General features: G+C 62.2%; 13 protein-coding genes. 6 read left to right on the top strand and 7 right to left on the bottom strand.

Translation table 11 applies throughout. From position 1 onward, the window contains the following. Positions 1 to 85: 85 nt before the first annotated feature. The 6 genes from AC1POX_RS15145 to AC1POX_RS15120 all read right to left on the bottom strand — a co-directional run bounded on the left by AC1POX_RS15145 (position 86) and on the right by AC1POX_RS15120 (position 6,324). A complete protein-coding gene (locus tag AC1POX_RS15145) occupies positions 86 to 874 on the bottom strand; it encodes a hypothetical protein (RefSeq protein ID WP_031425292.1) in 789 nt (262 codons plus the stop codon). Positions 875 to 1,483: 609 nt separating this feature from the next. Further along, positions 1,484 to 1,912 carry an Rnf electron transport complex subunit RnfB gene (gene rnfB, locus AC1POX_RS15140; RefSeq protein ID WP_008578248.1) on the bottom strand — a complete coding sequence of 143 codons (429 nt, stop codon included), beginning with the start codon at positions 1,910 to 1,912 and terminating at the stop codon, positions 1,484 to 1,486. A 1-nt stretch (position 1,913) separates the two neighbouring features. Then, positions 1,914 to 2,504, bottom strand: coding sequence for an HAD family hydrolase (locus AC1POX_RS15135; protein WP_031421821.1), 591 nt, complete (start codon positions 2,502 to 2,504; stop codon positions 1,914 to 1,916). A 386-nt stretch (positions 2,505 to 2,890) separates the two neighbouring features. Continuing rightward, on the bottom strand, positions 2,891 to 4,975 hold the full coding sequence (gene metG / locus AC1POX_RS15130; RefSeq protein ID WP_372356346.1) for a methionine--tRNA ligase: 2,085 nt from the start codon (positions 4,973 to 4,975) through the stop codon (positions 2,891 to 2,893). A 246-nt stretch (positions 4,976 to 5,221) separates the two neighbouring features. Further along, the gene (locus AC1POX_RS15125) at positions 5,222 to 5,671 is read right to left on the bottom strand and encodes a DUF2147 domain-containing protein (RefSeq protein WP_003485424.1); all 450 of its coding nucleotides are present in this window, start codon (positions 5,669 to 5,671) and stop codon (positions 5,222 to 5,224) included. An 89-nt stretch (positions 5,672 to 5,760) separates the two neighbouring features. Further along, entirely contained in the window at positions 5,761 to 6,324 is a 564-nt protein-coding gene (locus AC1POX_RS15120) for a hypothetical protein (protein WP_029819011.1), read from the bottom strand. Positions 6,325 to 6,669: 345 nt separating this feature from the next. Here AC1POX_RS15120 and AC1POX_RS15115 point away from each other — a divergent pair, with 345 nt between their 5' ends. Then, a complete protein-coding gene (locus tag AC1POX_RS15115; RefSeq protein ID WP_008572408.1) occupies positions 6,670 to 7,470 on the top strand; it encodes a dienelactone hydrolase family protein in 801 nt (266 codons plus the stop codon). 204 nt (positions 7,471 to 7,674) lie between these two features. On the opposite strand, the gene AC1POX_RS15110 is transcribed toward AC1POX_RS15115, so the two are convergent. Then, complete coding sequence (locus AC1POX_RS15110; protein WP_008572409.1) at positions 7,675 to 8,673, bottom strand: polyprenyl synthetase family protein; 999 nt, start codon at positions 8,671 to 8,673, stop codon at positions 7,675 to 7,677. A gap of 275 nt (positions 8,674 to 8,948) precedes the next feature. Here AC1POX_RS15110 and AC1POX_RS15105 point away from each other — a divergent pair, with 275 nt between their 5' ends. From AC1POX_RS15105 to AC1POX_RS15085, 5 genes are all read left to right on the top strand, one after another. Beyond that, complete coding sequence (locus tag AC1POX_RS15105; protein ID WP_008572410.1) at positions 8,949 to 9,482, top strand: single-stranded DNA-binding protein; 534 nt, start codon at positions 8,949 to 8,951, stop codon at positions 9,480 to 9,482. Positions 9,483 to 9,608: 126 nt separating this feature from the next. Next, positions 9,609 to 10,895, top strand: a complete 1,287-nt coding sequence (locus AC1POX_RS15100) for a tyrosine-type recombinase/integrase (RefSeq protein ID WP_149908857.1) — start codon at positions 9,609 to 9,611, stop codon at positions 10,893 to 10,895. Then, positions 10,892 to 12,427, top strand: coding sequence for a site-specific integrase (locus tag AC1POX_RS15095; protein WP_372356345.1), 1,536 nt, complete (start codon positions 10,892 to 10,894; stop codon positions 12,425 to 12,427). The genes AC1POX_RS15100 and AC1POX_RS15095 overlap by 4 nt, the downstream gene beginning before the upstream one ends. Continuing rightward, positions 12,420 to 14,486: an integrase gene (locus AC1POX_RS15090; RefSeq protein WP_372356344.1), complete on the top strand. Its 2,067-nt coding sequence runs from the start codon at positions 12,420 to 12,422 to the stop codon at positions 14,484 to 14,486. Before AC1POX_RS15095 ends, AC1POX_RS15090 begins: the two co-directional genes overlap by 8 nt. Beyond that, the gene (locus tag AC1POX_RS15085; protein ID WP_188252506.1) at positions 14,483 to 14,947 is read left to right on the top strand and encodes a hypothetical protein; all 465 of its coding nucleotides are present in this window, start codon (positions 14,483 to 14,485) and stop codon (positions 14,945 to 14,947) included. The genes AC1POX_RS15090 and AC1POX_RS15085 overlap by 4 nt, the downstream gene beginning before the upstream one ends. Positions 14,948 to 15,140: the final 193 nt, after the last annotated feature.

Below are 15,140 nucleotides of genomic sequence, written 5' to 3'. Positions count from 1 at the left end.
GGCGGTGCTCCTGTAGGGGGAATGGGTGCCCGGGCCGTTGTACGCAAGCGCGCGTGGTCGGACGTGAAGATGGCGCGGGCGTGGTTCATGGGGCGCTGCACGAGGTGGCCAGCGGCTGCTCGCGCGCGTCGCGCAATTCCTCGGCACTGGCCGTCCGCGCGGGGGTGTCCGGAAAGACGATGCGCACGCGCGGATAGCGGCCGTTCGCATCGCGCAGATTGCCGACCCCGCGGAACTCGAGCAGCCGCTTGTCGGCGAGCGAATAACGCACCTCCAGCGATGGCACTGCCGCCCCATACCAGGCATCCAGGCTGATGCGGAAGCGCCGCTGGCCGGCAGCATCGCCCAGGCGTTCGACCCGGAAGCCCAACTGCCGCTGCAGGCTGGGCAGCACGAAGTCCACCTGTTGCGGCGCACGCGCAATGGCGTCCCAGTGCTCGCGCAGGTAGGCGTCGAACCCGGCATCGATCACCCGCGCGCCGCCGCCAGACGGCAGCGTGGTGCGGCGTTCGGGTTTGCCCGGGGCGAGCTGGTACATTTCGCGGACGCCGTCGCGTTGGCGTACGCCTTCGCGATATCCGTCGCGTCCATCGATCAGGCTGAAATCAGGCGAGCTGCCGCCGCCGTCGACCTGCTTGCGCGCAAACGCCCGCCCGTCCGGGCAGCGGTACAGCACCAGCCGCCCGCCATCGTCGAGCAACCAGTGCGACTCGCGATACCGCAACGCGCCGTTGTCGCCATCGAAGGCATCGCCGTCCACCCGCGTCACCGCGCCTGCGCCGAGCGGCAGGCTGCCGAGTACCAGCAGCAACAACGGCCGAATCGGCCGGCAACGGACGGTGAGCGCGGCGAGGGTGGCGGCAAGTGGACGCATCGGCAGATCCTCGATGGGGTGCCTACCAATACGGGCGCGGCCGCAGCACGGATGCGCCGGCTGCGTCAGGACGTTCCTGACGGCGCGGTGGTGGGCGCTGGCGTGGCTGGCTTGGGAGTGGTTGGCGACAGTGCTGCAGCGGCACGGCCTCGTGTGGCAACCGGTGGTCTTGCCGCCATGGGAGCGAGAGTGACGGCAAGCGTGGTGGCATATGCCACGGCGCGCGCGTAGTGCAACGTTTCCAACGGTGGGCGCATGCGCGCGCGGCACGATCAGGTCGCGCAGTCCGCGGTGGCTCGCGGCCACCGGTCCGCAGCGTGGCGCATCGACATGTCGGTGGCACACGCTTGCATGCGCATGCGACTGGCGCGCAGCCAAACGCGGTTGTAACCCGGAGATTCGGATCAATGCCAACCCGCTTGCGGGGGTGTCGATGTTCTTGGTGCCGGCCTTCCAACCTGCATGCGCAGGCCACTGATCGATCGGGGCATCGCCTGCCTGTCGCGCAGTTCGAAATCTGCCTTTCGCAGCTGGTGGTCATGCTGGACTGCGCGCCAATCCATGAGCATGCAGGCATCGACTGGACGCGGTATCGCGCTGACCGCCGCCTCAGCCGGTCGGATGCAACTCGATGCAATCCACCGGGCACGCCGGCAGACACAGTTCGCAACCGGTACACAACGGTGCGATCACCGTGTGCATATGCTTGGCGCCGCCGACGATGGCATCCACCGGGCAGGCCTGGATGCACTTGGTGCAGCCGATGCAGTCGGCTTCCACGATCCAGGCCACCTGCGGCAGTTTGTGTGCGCCGCGACTGCGATCGTAGGGACGTGCAGGCACGCCCAGCACCTGCGCCAAGGCGCGTGCCCCGGCATCGCCGCCGGGCGGGCAGTGATCGATCGTCGCCTGGCCATCTGCCATCGCCTGCGCGTACGGACGACAGCCGTCATACCCGCATTGCCCGCATTGGGTCTGCGGCAGCAGGCGGTCGAGGCGTTCGACCAGATCGGGTGCAGGGGCGGACGTCGCGGCCATTTCAGTGCAGCAGATGCCCGCGATACCAGCGTTGTTGCGCAAGCGCGAGCATCGGTTTGTCTTCGCGGCTGTCGCCATAGGCGTGCACGCAGTCGTACCGATGCAAGTCGTATTGACTGCAAATCCGCGCGACCTTGTGCGGCCCGCAATCGCCGTCGGCATAGCGCCCGCTCAGCACATCTGCAGCGTGTTCCAGCCGATTGCAGATCAGCGACAACCCATGCTGGGTACACCACGGTTGCAGATACAGATCCAGCGATGCCGACACCAGCACCACTTCATGTCCCTGCGCTTGATGCCAGTCGATACGTTGCATCATCTCGTCGCGCAGCATGCCTGGCAGCGCGGTGCGCGCGTACTCGGCGCCATGCGCGTCCATCTCATCGAGCGAGCGGCCGCTGAAAACCAGTCGCGTCACCCGCGCGCGCAGTGCGGCGGCAGACACCACGCCCATCCGGAACCCCAGCACCCATGGCCCCGCCTGCCATCTGGCCGCCGCAACCTGCGCCGGCGTTGCCACCTTGCGCAGGAAACGGCCATAGCTGTCGCAGGTGGTGATGGTGTGGTCGAAGTCGAACAGGGCCAGGTGCATTGGGGCGTGGATGGTGGATTGGAGTTGGTTGAAGCTGTGCCGGATGTCCCTTCTCCCACCGGGACATTGTCCTCCTTCATGGGGGGAGAAGGTGCCCCGCAGCGGCGGATGAGGGTACGAGCGAAGCCACGTGCAGCGACAACCACACCAGAGCTTCGCCCCGACCTCACCCCAGCCCCTCTCCCGCAGGAGAGGGGCTTGAGAGCGCGCTGTTCGCGCATCCCTCATCGGTTCGTGTTTCCAATATGTTTTGTCAGCCTCTCAAGCGCAAATCGCTGTGTGGATGTCGGGTGCGGCGATTCTCAAGCTCGCAATCAGCAGACCTTGCAGACTCCGCTTTTACGATTCCCGATTCCCAACTCCCAACTCCCAACTCTCCAATCCCATTACCTGACCGGCATGCCCGGCTGTGCGCCGCTGTCGGCATCCAGCAGCGCCAGCGCGCCGCCGTCGAAGCCGGCCGACAAGATCATGCCTTCGCTGATGCCAAAACGCATCTTGCGCGGGGCCAGGTTGGCAATGAACACCACGCTGCGGCCGACCAGTGCGTCCGGCTCGCCGTAGCTGGCGCGAATGCCGGAGAAGATCTGCCGCTTGCCCAATTCACCGGCGTCCAGTTCGAAACGCAGCAACTTGTCCGAGCCTTCCACGAATTCGCACACCAGCACCTTGCCGATGCGCAGGTCGAGCTTGGCAAAGTCATCCATGCCGATGAAGCCGGTATTGGTGGTTTGGGATTCGGGATTCGCAACGGCGGCAGGCTTTGCGTCGGCCCTGCTCGGTGCGGGCTTGGTGGTTGCAGCCGGTGCCGCAGGTGCGGCCATCGTGTCTTTGGAAGCGTCGGTCATGGCGTCGATCAGTTTGGGGTCGATACGGGTAAACAGGGCGGTGTAGGGCTGGATCGTGTGCGCTGTCAGCGGGCGGACCACGTCTTCCCAACTGGTCATCGGCGCCGACAGGAAGGCTTCGGCTTCGGCGCAGGTGCGCGGCAGGATCGGCTTGAGCGCGGCCACCAGGATGCGGAACAGGTTCAGGCCCTGCGTGCAGACCGACTGCAGCTGCGCATCGGCGCCGTCCTGCTTGGCGATCACCCACGGCTTGGTGTCGTCGATGTACTTGTTGGCCTCGTCGGCCAGCGCCATGGTCTGGCGGATCGCGCTGGCCGCGTCGTTGCGCTCGTAGGCCTCGCGGATCGGCGCCAGCGCGGCGACGAAGCAGTCGTACTGGGCGGCATCGGGTAGCGCATCAGCCAGCTTGCCGTCGAAGCGCTTGCCGATGAAGCCCGCGCAGCGGCTGGCCAGGTTGACGAACTTGCCGACCAGGTCCGCATTGACCCGCGCGATGAAATCCCCCAGGTTGAGGTCCAGGTCGTCCACGCCGCCGGAAGACTTGGCCGCGAAGTAGTAACGCAGCGCCTCCGGCTCCAGGCCGACATCCAGGAAGGTCCGCGCCATGACGAAGGTGCCGCGCGACTTGGACATCTTGGCGCCGTCCACCGTCAGGTAGCCGTTGACGTGCAGGCGGGTCGGCGCGCGGTGGCCGGTGCCGTGCAGCACCGCCGGCCAGAACAGGCCGTGGAAATTGACGATGTCTTTGCCGATGAAGTGATGCAGCTCGGTCTGGGTGCCGGCCACCAGATGCGAGGCGAAGTCCTCGCCCATCTGCGCGCACAGCGTCTTGAAGCTGCACAGGTAGCCGATCGGCGCATCCAGCCACACGTAGAAATACTTGCCCGGCTGGCCGGGAATCTGGAAGCCGAAATACGGCGCATCGCGCGAAATGTCCCAGGCGCGCAGGCCGCCCTCGGCATCCAGCCATTCCTTGAGCTTGGCCTTGACCCCGGGCAGCGCCACATCGCCGGCAAGCCACTCGCGCAGGAAGCCGTCGAAGTGGCCCACTTCGAAGAAGAAGTGTTCCGAATCGCGCAGTTCCGGGGTGGCACCTGAAATCACCGACTTCGGTTCCTTCAGCTCGGTGGGCGCATAGGTGGCGCCGCACACTTCGCAGTTGTCGCCGTACTGGTCGGGGCTGCCGCAGTTGGGGCAGATGCCCTTGATGTAGCGGTCCGGCAGGAACATGCCCTTGGCCGTATCGTAGAACTGCGCCACCGAGCGGCGGCTGATGTGGCCGGCGGCCTCCAGCTTGGCGTAGAAGGCTTCGGTGAGCTCGCGATTGACCGACGAATTGGTCGAATCGTAATGGTCGAAGGTCACGCCGAACGCGGCGAAATCGCGCTCGTGGCTGGCCTGGATGTTGGCGATGAAGGCTTCCGGGGTCACCCCGGCCTTCTCTGCAGCCAGCATGATCGGCGTGCCATGGGTGTCGTCGGCACAGACGAACCAGGTCTTGTCGCCGCGCAACCGGCGCGCGCGCACCCAGATATCGGCCTGGATGTAGCCGACCAGATGGCCAAGATGCAGCGGGCCATTGGCGTAGGGCAGGGCAGTAGTGACGAGTGCGGTGCGGGTCATGGCGGGCGTAATGCGGGGGACGCGCGATTATCGCATTAGTCGTGAGCCGGGATTGGGGATTGGGGATTCGTCAAAGCAGGATCAAGCCGCCTGCCTGTCGAGCCGCGCGGCGTTAGCCATCTCTGCAGCAGCGGCAGCCGTTGATCCTGCTTGCAGGCAAGCCCCAAAATGCGCCTGTGCACAAAAAAGGGCGCCCCGAAGGACGCCCGCTCTTGCAAATCCCGAATCACCAATCTCGAATCCCGATTACTCACGCACCCACGTCTGGGTACGGCCCAGCGCTTCGATGCCGACGTAGCCGCGCATCTGCAGCTTCTTGCCGCCGTCGGTGAGGGTGATCTTGGACTTGTAGGTCTTGCCCTTGGCCGGGTCGAGTACCGAACCACCGCTCCACACTGCGGTGCCGTCGGGCTTGAGGCCCCACAGGATGGTCATGCCCTTGATCGGCTTGCCCTTGAGTGCGCCGTCGCACTTGTCGCAGACCGGGTTGGGCCCCTTGGACGACTGCAGGATCTCGACCACCTTGCCGCTCAGCGTGCCATTGGCGGCCTGCTCGATCTGCACCACCGACTTGGGCTTGCCGGTTTCATCGTCGATGGTCGTCCAGCGGCCCACCGGCGAATCGGCCGCATGGGCCATCAGCGAAGCGGCCGCCAGCGGCAGCGCGAGCAACAGGGTCTTGAAGGTCTTGCGCATGGTTCCCCTCCCAGGGTTTGCTAGGGCCGCCGTCGGCGGCCTGATCGCGAATGTATACCGTGGGGTATGGTGCGGGAAAGTCAGGGCGTTCAGTTTGAAACGGGGCAACGCGATGCCGCCACCGTCTGCTCGGCCATGAGGCGTGTTCGTCCCTGCTGGGTGACGATGCGGAACATCTCCACCTCGCACTCCTGCCCTTGCAACAGGAGGGTGGCGACATAATCCTGGCCGGCCTCAGGGACAAAGCTGCGGCTTACGGTACATAGCGGTGCGTTCACTACGCAGCGGTTGTCCATGCAGCCACCTGCCGACAGCGACAGGGTGAGCGGCTCGCCTGCCTTGACCTGCGTTTCAGTCACGTAGCGTCCTCCGCTGACGGCAACGGCAGGTATCCCTATCTTCTGCCCTGCGCCCGTGCCGAATGGACCGGGCCGCGAGCTTGGCGCAATTCCGGCGCCACGGATCGCTCCGCCGACGCATGTGCGGTTTGGATAAAGCACGGGTGCGGGTCGTTCGGTGACCAAGCGGATACGCGCACGCGGCCCATCGCGTGGCTCATCGAAGGTCGACAAGGAAATCGACGCGCTGCGCGTCATCCCACAACCGGCCAGAAGCGCGACCAGTGCCGTGATCAGGATGCGTCTAGTCGGCATGGCACTCGCCTGAAATCGGAACAACTTCCAAATCTGCCGGGGCAAGGCCGGTCTTTACGTCGATGACGGTAAGCAGGCAGCGTTGATCATCATAGAGCTGGCTAGCGACATAGTGCTCGCCAGGCGCGGGCGTGAATGTCACCAGGTTGCCTGTTGGTCGCCGCGCCAACGCCAGCGCCGCCGCGGTGGCGCGATCGCCTCGAAAGCACGCATGCGCAGCGCATGCGAACGCGCAGGTGCGATCGGACTGACTGCCTGCCGCCACCGTGGCCGGCAGCGGCGACGATGACCTCTCCTGCACGGCAGCAGCGCCTACACTCGCCGCACCATCCTGGGAGCAAGCACATGTACAAGCAACGGACATGGCGTGGCATTGGGTTGATCGGTGTTCTGGCTTCGCTGGCCTTCCCCGCAGCAGCGGCGATGCAGGCCAAGCCGCTGGAATGGAAGATCGGCAAGGACACCTATAGCGGCGTGCTGGTGTACGACGATGCCGGCGATGCCAAGCGCCCGGGGCTGGTCATGGTGCCCAACTGGCGCGGTGTCAACGACTCGGCGGTGACCAAGGCCAAGCAGCTGGCCGGCGACGATTACGTGGTGCTGGTGGCCGACGTGTATGGCAAGGGCAAGCGCCCGGCCAACGACAGCGAGGCTGGGCAGTTCGCCGGCGCCCTGAAGAAGGATCCGCCGGAGTTGCGCGCACGCGCGCTGAAAGCGGTAGAGGTGCTCAAGGCGCAGGCCGGCAAGGCGCCGCTGGACGCAGCGCGCATCGGTGCGGTGGGTTTCTGCTTCGGCGGCACCACGGTGCTGGAGCTGGTGCGCTCAGGCGCGCAGCTGGCCGGCGTGGTGAGCCTGCATGGTGGCATCGCGACTCCCAGCCCGGCCGCCGCCGGCTCGGCCAAGACACCGCTGCTGGTGCTCAACGGTGCCGACGACAAGAGCGTGAGCAAGGCGGATATCGCCGCGTTCGAAACCGAAATGAATGCAGCCGGCGCGGATTGGCAATTCGTCAATTTCAGCGGCGCGGTGCATTGCTTTGCCGAGGCCGATGCCAACAGCCCGCCGGGCTGCCTGTACAACCCGCGTGCGGCCAAGCGGGCGTATCGCATGCTCGGCGATTTCTTCGACGAGCGCTTTGGGCAGTAACCGGGATTGGTGATTTGGGATTGGCATTCGCAAGAGCGAAGTCCCGTCCTTCAGCGAATCAAACCCCCGGGTTTTTGCTCGGGCGTTGCGCTGATCAATCATTCGGCTAACCGATGTCGGGACGCGCAAAACCGCGATCAAGCCGCCTTTGTGAATCCCTAATCTCCAATCTCAAATCCCGGCCGGCGCGCGCTGCGCGCCGGATCAGTGCGTGCGCTCGACCGCGTAACGCGCCAGGCCGCGCAACGCCGCCACGGCAGGGCTGTGCGGCAGGGTTTCCAGCGCCTGTTCGGCGGCAGCGGCGTATTCGGCCGCGCGTTGACGGCTGTAGTCCAAGCCGCCGGTGGCATGGATGGCGGCCAGCACTTCCGGCATCGCCGCCGCATCGCCTTGCTCGACGATCTGTCGCAGGCGCTCACGGGTGGTGGCATCCGAGTGCGCCATCGCGTGGATCAGCGGCAGGGTGGCCTTGCCCTCGGCCAGGTCGTCGCCCAGGTTCTTGCCCAGGTCCGCGGCCTCGGCGGCGTAGTCGAGCACGTCGTCGGCGATCTGGAAGGCAAAGCCCAGCTGCATGCCGTAGTCGTACAACTGCTGCTGCACCTGCGCGCTGGCGCCGGAGGCAAGCGCACCCAGACGCGTGCCGGCGGCGAACAGCACCGCGGTCTTGCGCTCGATCACGCGCAGGTAGGCCGCTTCGTCGGTGTCGGGGTTGTGCACGTGCAGCAGCTGCAGCACTTCGCCCTCGGCGATGCGGTTGGTGGTGTCGGCCAGGATCTGCATGACTTCCATGCGGTCCAGTTCGACCATCAGCTGGAAGCTGCGCGAATACAGGAAGTCGCCCACCAGCACGCTGGGGGCGTTGCCCCATAGCGCGTTGGCAGTGCTGCGTCCGCGGCGCAGGTCCGATTCGTCCACCACGTCGTCGTGCAGCAGGGTCGAGGTGTGGATGAATTCGATGATTGCCGCCAGTTGGTGGTGCTCCGGGCCGGAGCCGCCAGCGGCGTGGCCGGCCAGCATCACCAGCATCGGGCGCAGGCGTTTGCCGCCGGCAGAGATGATGTGATCGGCAATCTGGTTGATCAGCACGACGTCCGAGGCCAGACGGCGGCGGATCAGTGCGTCGACCGCGGTCATGTCGGGCGCGGCGAGGGACTGGATCTGGGGCAGGCCCAGCACGGTGGGGAGGTCTTCGGCGATGGTCATGCGCAGGCATTCGTGATGTGGGCCGATTATAGGTGCCCCGGCCGGATCCGTCCCGCCGGGCACATCCGGCGTCTTCACATTTGCCGCCCAGCGCAGCTGGGCCGTTACCCGCAAAGGTCTGTACGGGCTGGATTTCCGACCCTTGGCAAGGCACTTGCCCGGCAGCGTCGCGCGGCAACCTGCCAGGACCGCCGAGCGGCAGGTGCGGTAACATTGCCGCACAGACATTCATCGTTGCGCGCTCCCGGCGCCAGCGCATCATCTCGGAAGCACCTATGGCCCGCGGCATCAACAAAGTCATCCTCGTCGGCAACCTCGGCAACGATCCCGACACCAAGTACACCCAGGCCGGCATGGCAATCACGCGCGTGAGCCTGGCTACCACCAGCATGCGCAAGGACCGCGACGGCAATAACCAGGAACGCACCGAGTGGCACCGCGTGGTGTTTTTCGGAAAGCTGGGCGAAATCGCCGGCGAGTACCTGCGCAAGGGTTCGCAGGTCTACGTCGAAGGCGAACTGCGCTACGACAAGTACACCGGCCAGGACGGCGTGGAAAAGTACAGCACCGACATCGTCGCCAACGAGATGCAGATGCTCGGCGGCCGTGGTGAAGGCGGCGGTGGCGGGATGGGCGGCGATCGCCCGCAGCGCTCGGCGCCGCGTCAGCAGGGCGGCGGCGGTGGGCAGGGTGGTGGATACGGCGGCGGTGGCGGTGGTCAGGACTATGCGCCGCGCCGTCAGCAGCCGGCCCAGCAGCAGTCGGCACCGCCGATGGACGATTTCGCAGACGACGATATCCCGTTCTAGAGGATACCTTTTAGTATCTGTTAACAAGGGCTCTTGGCGCATTTGCCAAGGGCCTTTTTTTGTTGTTAACGTTTTCCATCGGCTGCTGATTTCTCGGCTTACCGACTACCTTTGGGAAATGTCAACATGGCAGCTGGCTATAGGGTGAAAACAGTTCGGTTCCTGTCTGGAGAGCGATTTCCGATGCTTCTGTGTAAGGAGTCGGGAGCCCCCCTCTGGCATCCAAACCTATTTTTGGTGACCGAGCTTCGGGCTGCTGGGCTGGCGAAGAACACGCTCGAGCACGCGGCCAGGGCTGTGATGATTGCCCATCAAGTGTTTCGTCATCTCGGTATAGACATTCACGATCGAATCAATGACGGTCGGCTCCTTACCTTGGGCGAGGTGGAGTCGCTCACCAAGCTGGCTGGATTGCGGCAGGATGAGCTCGACGCTATGAGCCAGATGGATGAGTCACCCCGAGCGGTGGTGTCTAGGGTCGTAACACTGGAGCAGGCCCGAATGCGCCCCACGGTGAAAGCGCTGGCGCAGGTGGGTGCCGACACGAAGGCAACCCGTATGGCATACATTCGCGACTACTTGTCCTGGCTAACAGCCGGTCGGCGCCTGAAGCTAGAAGTGGGACATCCCCACAATCACAGCTTGCTCGAGGCCACTCAAACATTCGTCAGCCTTATCAATGCCAGAATGCCCAGCCGCCACTCCGCGCAGGGTAGCCGTCAGGGGGTAGACGCGGAGGTCCGTGCACGCATTCTCGAGGTCATTGATCCCGACAGTGCGGACAACCCCTGGAAGAACAGGCACGTCCGGGTTCGCAATCAACTTATCTTCCTCTGGCTACTCCTTCTGGGCGTGCGTAACGGCGAGCTGCTTGCTACCTACGCTAGTGACGTCAACATTCGGACCGGGGAGGTCACGATCGTTCGGCGGCCTGGCAACCCCGAAGAGCCGCGAAAAAGTGCGCCGCTTGTCAAAACACGAGGTCGCCTACTTGCACTGGGTCCTGATCTGGCGGAGTTGATCCAGAGGTACATAATGGGGGAACGAGCAAAGATCAAAGGTGCGCGCCGCCATCCCTATCTCTTCGTGGCGACGGGGACAGGCCAGCCGCTGTCAAAGCCGGCGCTCAACAAGCTTTTCAGGGAGTTACGTAGCAAGGTTCCTGGTCTTCCTGATGACCTCTCCCCGCATGTCTTGAGGCACACCTGGAACGACGACTTCTCCGATCTCATGGATAGCCGAGGTGTGTCCGCAGAAGACGAAGAAAGGATGCGGACCCAGACGATGGGCTGGTCACCTAGGTCGAAGATGGCTTCGCACTACACGAAAAGGCACGTGCAGCGAAAAAGCAATGAGGCGTCGCTGGAGATGCAAGCCAAGTCCTTTAGCCGCCCAGTGAGGAGGAGCAGGTGAAACAATATCAGGAAGAAGCTAGCGAGGCGCGTGCACTCACTGTATGGGTAGGCAGTCGCACTAAGTCGGGCATCGAGTTCGATCCAAACGCCAATATCTGGGCATACCGCGATGGTGTCAATAACATTCATTTAGACTTCGACCAGCTGCCAACCGCTTCGCCAGTGCTGCGTAATGGTGCCAAGTCGGTATTGACGTGGTATGCAGAGAATCGCTCTCCCGACCATCTAAAGAATATGTTTCAAAGGCTGCAGCACTTCCTGCGTGCTACGCCTATGCAGGTTTCCAGCATCACAGCCGTAGATTTGCTGAACTACCGTGCAGGCCTCCATCAGTCGAAGGAATGGTACTTGGGGTCTTTCGCGGGGTTCCTCCGCAAATGGGTCCAGCTGGGCTACCCAGGGGTCGATGAAGACGTCGAGCTGCTTCTCAAACAATTGCGGCTCAAAGGCAATGACAAGGGTGTGTCTGTCCTTACATGGGATCCACATGATGGTCCTTTCACCCATGTCGAAGAAGAGGCCCTGCAATCAGCGCTCAATCAAGCATATGCGAAAGGTGATGTGTCTACCGCGGACTTCACCTTGGCGTGGCTTTTTATCCTATTGGGTCAGCGTAGCAAGCAGTACGCGTCCCTAAAGGTCTGCGATGTCAGGGTGGAAACAGATGCTGATGGGATGCTGAAGTATTCCATCCAGGTGCCAAGCGCTAAGAAGGGTGCCAAGTTTTCGCGTGCTCAGTTCGTAGAACGCCCGCTTGTCGAGCAGTTTGGTGAGCATCTCTGTTCGTACGCTGAGGGCGTTCGCGCACGCTTCTGTTCGATCTTAGATGATGCAGGGCAAGCCCCTCTCTTTCCCGCTGAGCGCTCGAAGATGGGTGCCCAAGGATTTGAATTCCATCGGACTGCCGTCATGATTGGCCGGACGATCACGACCGTTCTCGAAAGCCTGTCAGTGGTATCCGAGCGCACGGGTAAGGCGATGAGCATAAGCGGCGTCCGGTTCAGGAGAACGATCGGCACGCGAGCTGGCGAAGAGGGCTACAGTCCTTTGGTCATCGCCCGACTTCTCGATCACACGGACACCCAGAATGTTGGCGTTTACTCGGCCAGTTCACCTGCAATCATCGAGCGCATTGATCGTGCCATTGCTATGGAGATGGCTCCCTTGGCCCAAGCGTTCGCGGGAACTCTTGTGGAGGGACTGGGCTCGAATACTTCGAGGCGCGTAATGGATCTGCGTATTGACCGAAGTGGTTCCCCTATGGGCGATTGTGGAACGCACGGATTCTGTGGATTCAATGCTCCGATCGCCTGTTACACCTGCTCCAGCTTCGAGGCTTGGATGGACGGGCCACATGAGGCGGTACTACAGCACCTGCTTGACCAGCGTGAAAAGCAACTCAGGGATTCCGATAAGCGCATTGCTTCCATCAATGACCGAACCATCTTCGCAGTTGCGGCTGTGATAGAGGAGTGCCGCCAGGTTAAGGTGCGCCGTTGTTCACTTGGTGGAGCTAAAACCTGTGGCTAAAGTAGTTCTTTTTCAGCCGCTTAGTGAGCTAAATGCCGAGCAGAATGTCTCTGCGTTTATTGCTCTGTGCCGGAATGAGCTGACCATCTTTGGTGCCGAGCTTGCCTTCGATGATATGGCGTGGGAGATCGCGGATTCTGTCAGGATCAAAGCTCGGCGAGGCGCGGTTCGCGCTATTTTTAGCTCATGGGACTCAGTTAACGAGCGCGTGCCACGCCCAATGCTCGAGCCCTTTGGTTCGTTCGCCAAATCCTACATTCGATATCAGCATGGGATGCGGCCAACGAAATGTATAGGGTTTCGGCTCGCCTCCCTACGAGCGTTGGCGGCTGCACTGGAAGATCAGGGGGCTTGTAACGTTGCTTCAGTCACTGCGGCGACCTTCAACAGAGCGGCTCTACTGATCCGGGCGAAGTTCAGCCAATCTGCGGGCTATCGAGTCGGCTCGCAATTGGAGATGCTTGCGTCGTTCATTGACGACAACCGCTTAGCGGCAGTCCCATTGCGCTGGTCCAATTTCATACCTCGCCCGACGGAGGCGAACGGCAGGGTAGGAGACGAGTTTGAGGCTGCGCGGCAGGCTAAGCTTCCCAGCCCCCGCTCGTTGGAATGCCTAGCGCTGGCGTTTCGCGCAGCGAGTGAGCCTGCTGATCTCTTTGTGACGTCGACGGCGGGGATCATGTGCTCGGCCCCGGATCGGGTGAATGAGGTTTTGCTGCTTAGAGCGGAGCCTGAGGTCACAACAGCTCGTCCCGATGCGTCGCCGGCATATGGGCTGCGGTTCTGGCCCTCCAAGGGTGCAGACCCCATGATCAAGTGGGTTGTGCCATCTATGAGTTCAGTCGTGCGCGAGGCCGTGAGAAGACTCAATGACTTATCAGCAGAGGCGCGTCGCGTGGCGCGTTGGTACGAACGCAATCCCAAATCGATGTTCATCCCACCACATCTCGAGCATTTTCGCGGCGGTGACTTGTCAATTGCAGAGCTCGGCGAGATCCTTTTTGTAGAATCGGTGTCGCCGGCGACCACTAGGGCGTGGTGTTTGGGTAATGGCGTGCCTGTCGAGAAGCGTCGCGGCAGAATAGTAGCCAAGTTCACGAATGTTGAGGCTGCTGTCATCAGCTTCCTGCCCCGAGGGTTCCCGTGGTTGGACGTCGATTCTGGTCTGCGGTACAGCGAAGCGCTTTGCGTAGTTCGGCGTAATGAGTTGCATCGGACTAAGCGAACGTTTCGTTGCGTCATCGAGGCGCCAGATCAGAACTTTATCTCTACTGGCCTTGGTGGTCGCACAGAGCACGGGTTCAAGTCCGTGTTCGATCATCTGGGCTACTTCGATTCAGACGGATCTCCAATCGTCATTCGTACTCACCAGTTCAGACACTATCTGAATACCTTGGCTCAGGCCGGTGGCATGAGTGAACTTGACATCGCAAAGTGGTCTGGTCGGAGTGACATTCGTCAGAATGACTCGTACAACCATGTCTCTGATCGCGATGTCCAGGCTCGGCTGGTGGGCTTACGTCAGGAAAGGCAGCGGGAGTCGGTGACTGAACTGGCGACCGATCCGCTACCGCAGGTCCGCGTTAGTCTAATTCCTCGAGACAAGTTCAAGGAAATGGGTATCCAAGCCGCTCACACAACCGATTTCGGAGTCTGCGTGCACGACTTCGTCATGTCTCCCTGCGCCCTGCACCGTGACTGTACGAATTGCAACGAGCAGGTGTGTATCAAAGGCGACGAAATCGGTGATGCAAATACGCGTGCCAAACTTGCCGAAACCACTAGTCTGCTAGCTGAGGCAGAAGCTGCGGACGCTGAAGGGATATATGGTGCGTCGCGTTGGGTTGAACACCAAAGGCTGACGCTAACGAGACTGTCGGAGCTTGTTGCAATTCTGGACGATCCGCAAGTTCCACCAGGTGCGCTAATCCGCTTGACTCACATTCGTCCGGCCTCTCGGGTTCGGCAGGCATTGGGTGCCCGCCGGTTGTTGGATCAACATGACGAGGAGTCGGTGCAAACGGAATGGGCGATCGAAGTGCGAGGCACCGCTTCATGAGAAGAGCAAAGAATCTTAGTGATGAAGACATCGCTAGCATTGTCGGAATTCTTGACGGCTGGTCAGGTCGTTTGACCTGGCAATCTCTGCTGGACGCGGTGGAGCGGCACCTCTTTACGCGATATACGCGGCAAGCATTGCATAAGCACACTCGCATTCAGCAGGCCTTCGAACAGCGTAAGGCGGGTTTAGCCGCGCAAGGGGGGCATCTGCGGCAGGTCAAGGCTGTTCCTGAAATGCAGATCGCTATGGACCGAATTCTACGGCTGGAGGCGGAACTAGAACGGGTCTATCGCGAGAACAACTGCCTACTGGAGCAGTTCGTAAGATGGTCGTACAACGCGAGCCTGCGAGGCCTAGACGCTGAGTACCTGAACTCTCCCTTGCCATCGCTGAAAGGGATCGATTCTCGCGGTCGGCCACCTGACAGTGTTGGGTCCTTTTCCTCCAAGAAGAGCTAACCTAGCCTCAACGAGTACCAATTACTCGGGTATCTTCTCGCAGAGTGCAGTTCCCACCTTCCGCCAGTCATCAGGAAAGGCATCCGCCGGGCCTACACCATCTACGTTCGGCAGGCCAAACCATCGGACACCTAGGGCTGCTGCTCGTTTGGGTAGTGCGGCGATCCTGATTCCATGGATTTCACATGGCTCA

The organism is Xanthomonas sp. NCPPB 3442 (assembly GCF_056725145.1).
The sequence above is the reverse complement of the archived record's forward strand: the minus strand, read 5'-3'. Positions and strand labels throughout refer to the sequence as shown.

Bases quoted from the DNA above. Each gene is read 5' to 3' on its own strand.
- AC1POX_RS15120 (WP_029819011.1), bottom strand. From the start codon at position 6,324: ATGCCGACTAGACGCATCCTGATCACGGCACTGGTCGCGCTTCTGGCC.
- AC1POX_RS15135 (WP_031421821.1), bottom strand. From the start codon at position 2,504: ATGCACCTGGCCCTGTTCGACTTCGACCACACCATCACCACCTGCGAC.
- AC1POX_RS15085 (WP_188252506.1), top strand. From the start codon at position 14,483: ATGAGAAGAGCAAAGAATCTTAGTGATGAAGACATCGCTAGCATTGTC.
- metG (WP_372356346.1), bottom strand. From the start codon at position 4,975: ATGACCCGCACCGCACTCGTCACTACTGCCCTGCCCTACGCCAATGGC.
- AC1POX_RS15105 (WP_008572410.1), top strand. From the start codon at position 8,949: ATGGCCCGCGGCATCAACAAAGTCATCCTCGTCGGCAACCTCGGCAAC.
- AC1POX_RS15145 (WP_031425292.1), bottom strand. From the start codon at position 874: ATGCGTCCACTTGCCGCCACCCTCGCCGCGCTCACCGTCCGTTGCCGG.
- AC1POX_RS15100 (WP_149908857.1), top strand. From the start codon at position 9,609: ATGGCAGCTGGCTATAGGGTGAAAACAGTTCGGTTCCTGTCTGGAGAG.
- AC1POX_RS15125 (WP_003485424.1), bottom strand. From the start codon at position 5,671: ATGCGCAAGACCTTCAAGACCCTGTTGCTCGCGCTGCCGCTGGCGGCC.
- AC1POX_RS15110 (WP_008572409.1), bottom strand. From the start codon at position 8,673: ATGACCATCGCCGAAGACCTCCCCACCGTGCTGGGCCTGCCCCAGATC.
- rnfB (WP_008578248.1), bottom strand. From the start codon at position 1,912: ATGGCCGCGACGTCCGCCCCTGCACCCGATCTGGTCGAACGCCTCGAC.
- AC1POX_RS15115 (WP_008572408.1), top strand. From the start codon at position 6,670: ATGTACAAGCAACGGACATGGCGTGGCATTGGGTTGATCGGTGTTCTG.